The organism is Mycobacterium sp. TH-M25, assembly GCF_057473665.1.
In genome coordinates this window covers 1-2,836 of record NZ_JBYCLA010000026.1, presented here as the reverse complement: position 1 = coordinate 2,836, position 2,836 = coordinate 1, and the positions used below count along the sequence as shown (strand labels likewise).

The 2,836-nt window shown below is 65.9% G+C and carries 4 protein-coding genes, 1 tRNA gene and 1 pseudogene; 4 read left to right on the top strand and 2 right to left on the bottom strand.

The features are described from left to right. Positions 1-184: putative glycolipid-binding domain-containing protein (locus tag AC2VOU_RS00975; protein ID WP_486955666.1), on the top strand; the 184-nt coding region annotated here is incomplete at its 5' end. Here AC2VOU_RS00975 and AC2VOU_RS00970 read toward each other — a convergent pair. Continuing rightward, entirely contained in the window at positions 147-1,091 is a 945-nt protein-coding gene (locus AC2VOU_RS00970) for a prephenate dehydrogenase (RefSeq protein WP_047314849.1), read from the bottom strand. The genes AC2VOU_RS00975 and AC2VOU_RS00970 overlap by 38 nt on opposite strands. 131 nt (positions 1,092-1,222) lie before the next feature. On the opposite strand from AC2VOU_RS00970, the gene AC2VOU_RS00965 reads away from it, so the two are divergent. From AC2VOU_RS00965 to AC2VOU_RS00955, 3 genes are all read left to right on the top strand, one after another. Further along, positions 1,223-1,744, top strand: a complete 522-nt coding sequence (locus tag AC2VOU_RS00965; RefSeq protein ID WP_047314848.1) for a tRNA adenosine deaminase-associated protein — start codon at positions 1,223-1,225, stop codon at positions 1,742-1,744. An 81-nt stretch (positions 1,745-1,825) separates the two neighbouring features. Then, positions 1,826-2,284, top strand: coding sequence for a nucleoside deaminase (locus AC2VOU_RS00960; RefSeq protein WP_486955665.1), 459 nt, complete (start codon positions 1,826-1,828; stop codon positions 2,282-2,284). A gap of 29 nt (positions 2,285-2,313) precedes the next feature. Beyond that, positions 2,314-2,403: transfer RNA gene (locus AC2VOU_RS00955), tRNA-Ser, on the top strand. Positions 2,404-2,437: 34 nt separating this feature from the next. Here AC2VOU_RS00955 and AC2VOU_RS00950 read toward each other — a convergent pair. Continuing rightward, positions 2,438-2,686 (bottom strand): annotated as a pseudogene (locus tag AC2VOU_RS00950) (hypothetical protein); the annotation flags it as partial. Positions 2,687-2,836 lie beyond the last annotated feature (150 nt).

Sequence of the window (2,836 nt, the reverse complement as noted above, 5' to 3'; positions counted from 1 at the left end):
AATCACGTTGCCGATGGTCTATGTGCGGGTGCCGGAGATGTCGGTCGCAGCCGACCCCGTGAGCTACACCAGCTCGGGACGCCTGGACGGAATCAAGTTGCGTTCACCGGTCGCGAACACCATCGTCAGCGTCGACGCCGACGGATTCATCGTGGACTATCCAGGCTTGGCAGAGCGGATCTGATCACCCCACCTGCCCGGCCCGCGGCCGCCAGTTCCTCGCGCCAATTCTCCGCGCCGATGACGACAGTGACGATATCGGAGCGCGGGAAACTGTCGTAACGCGTGCGCGCGGCGTGGCCCGCTTCGGCGAGTTCGGCCACCGAATTGTTGCAGGCCAGGGAGTCGCGGGCACGGCAGAGCAACTCGATGACCCGGTCGGCGGCCGGCAGCAGTTGGCCGGAGTTTCCCTCGCACATCGCACGCACCAGGTCCGGGGCGGTTCCGGCCACCCGGGTGGCGTCACGAAACGATCCTGCCGCCACCGCGAACGCCAGCGGAACCTCAGCGGCGGCGACGGCCAGCGCCTCAGCGAGCAGGTGCGGCAGATGCGAGATAACGGCCGCAGCGGCATCGTGCTCGTCGGATTTTGCCGGTACTACCAGCGCTCCGCAGTCCAACGCCAACGTCATCACCATCGACCACACCTCGGGGTCCACATGGTCGTCCACGCTGACCACCCAGGGAGCCCTGATGAACAACCCGCCATGCCCGGCGCCCCAACCCGATTGCGCGGTACCGGTCATCGGGTGACCACCGACGAAGCGGGCCAGCAGACCAGCCGAAGCAACCGAGTCCAGCACCGCGGTTTTGACGCTGGTGACATCAGTGAGCGGACAGTTAGGCGCCAATTCGCGAATGTGGGCGAGCATGGTCGGCAATGCCGGCATCGGTACGGCCAGCACGATCAACGCGTCGGTGTCCGCGGCACGAGCCAACGCGTCAGCGAGTTCGGTGGTGGCGTCAAAACCGTCGGAGCGGGCGCCCTGTGCGCCTTCCACTGAGCGGTTGTAGCCGAAGACCTCACGACCGGTCGCCGCCGTGGCCCGCATGATCGACCCGCCGATCAATCCCAGCCCAAGCACGCACACCGGTCGCCCCGCCGCAGTCCCAGCCACCATCCAAGGTTGGCACAGTTGGCGGGTCGCGGTGCCCTTAGGGGCCGTCGGTCACGAGTGGTCATCTGGTCAAGGGGCCCAGTCGGCGACTAGCGTAGGCGCCCATGGGAGCACAACGGGCGTCGGCGAAAGGCCCGGCGCCGGACACGCCGGACGGTTTCGGCGTTGCGGTGGTGCGAGAAGAGGGCCAGTGGCGCTGTTCTGCGATGGCCGCCAAGTCGCTGACGAGCCTGACGGCAGCCGAGACCGAACTGCGTGAGCTGCGGAGTGCGGGAGCAGTCTTTGGTCTCCTGGACGTCGACGACGAATTCTTTGTCATCCTGCGCCCGGCACCGTCCGGGACCAGGTTGCTGCTGTCGGACGCCACCGCTGCGCTGGACTACGACATCGCCGCCGAAGTTTTGGACAACTTAGACGCCGAAATCGATCCCGAGGACCTCGAAGATGCGGACCCCTTTGAGGAAGGCGACTTGGGATTGCTGTCCGATGTGGGGCTACCAGAGGCGGTGCTGGGGGTCATCCTCGATCAGACCGACCTGTACGCCGACGAGCAACTGGGCCGCATCGCCCGTGAGATGGGCTTCGCCGAGCAGCTGTCGGCGGTGATCGACCGCCTCGGTCGGTGACCGCAAGCGCGGCCGTGGCGATCGCAAGCGCGGCGAAGCCGGGCGCAGCGGGTCGCCACTAATGGCGACGCCGGGCGCAGCGTGACCACTGACGAAGATTTGATCCGTGCTGCACTGAGGGTCGCCGCGACGGCGGGGCCGCGCGATGTACCGATTGGGGCGGTGGTCCTCGGCGCCGATGGAACCGAACTCGCCCGGGCGGTAAATGCCCGTGAGGCCCTTGGTGATCCCACCGCGCACGCCGAGATCTTGGCAATGCGGGCGGCGGCCGGTGTGCTCGGTGACGGGTGGCGGTTGGAGGGGACCACGCTGGCGGTCACCGTCGAACCGTGCACCATGTGCGCGGGTGCGCTGGTCCTGGCACGTATCGAGCGGCTGGTGTTCGGGGCCTGGGAACCCAAGACCGGAGCGGTCGGATCGCTGTGGGATGTGGTCCGCGACCGCCGGCTCAACCATCGCCCGGCAGTGCGCGGCGGAGTGCTTGCTCAGGAGTGCGCGGCACCACTGGAGGCATTCTTCGCCCACCAGCGATTGGGGTGAGGGGCCGCTGGTTCGGTAAGCTGCTCGACGGTGGCGTGTCCGAGCGGCCTAAGGAGCACGCCTCGAAAGCGTGTGACGGCAAACACCGTCCGAGGGTTCAAATCCCTCCGCCACCGCCAAATTTTCTGCCGTATTTGTGCAGCTAGACAGCCCCTATCCGTTGACTTCTTGTAGCCGCCGGACCCGCCTTGGATCCCGTTTGGACACACTTTTCCGGTGGGCCGCGTCCAAAGCATTGCCAACCTTGTCCAGATCGGTATCGAACAGATCGGCATAGGTCCGCAAAGTGACTTGTGGATTGTCATGGCCGAGCATCCTGCCGACCGCCAGCACGTTCGCCCCGGCGCTGATGATCGCCGAGTACGTCGAGTGAATGGCCGCCGTATGACGTAGGTCGTGAGGGTGTTATCCGCGCCGGGTCTAGCACTAGTCTCGGTCCTTGTGGACTGGGGAAATGTGCCGGCCTGGGTCGCAGCATTCATTTCAACCGCCTTCGGGCTTTTGTCATGGCGGTCGTCGAGAATGTCAAAGGCAATGCGAAAGCAAGCCGCC

Excerpts from the sequence above, each read along its gene's own strand:
- AC2VOU_RS00965 (WP_047314848.1), top strand. The coding sequence starts at position 1,223 with ATGGGAGCACAACGGGCGTCGGCGAAAGGCCCGGCGCCGGACACGCCG.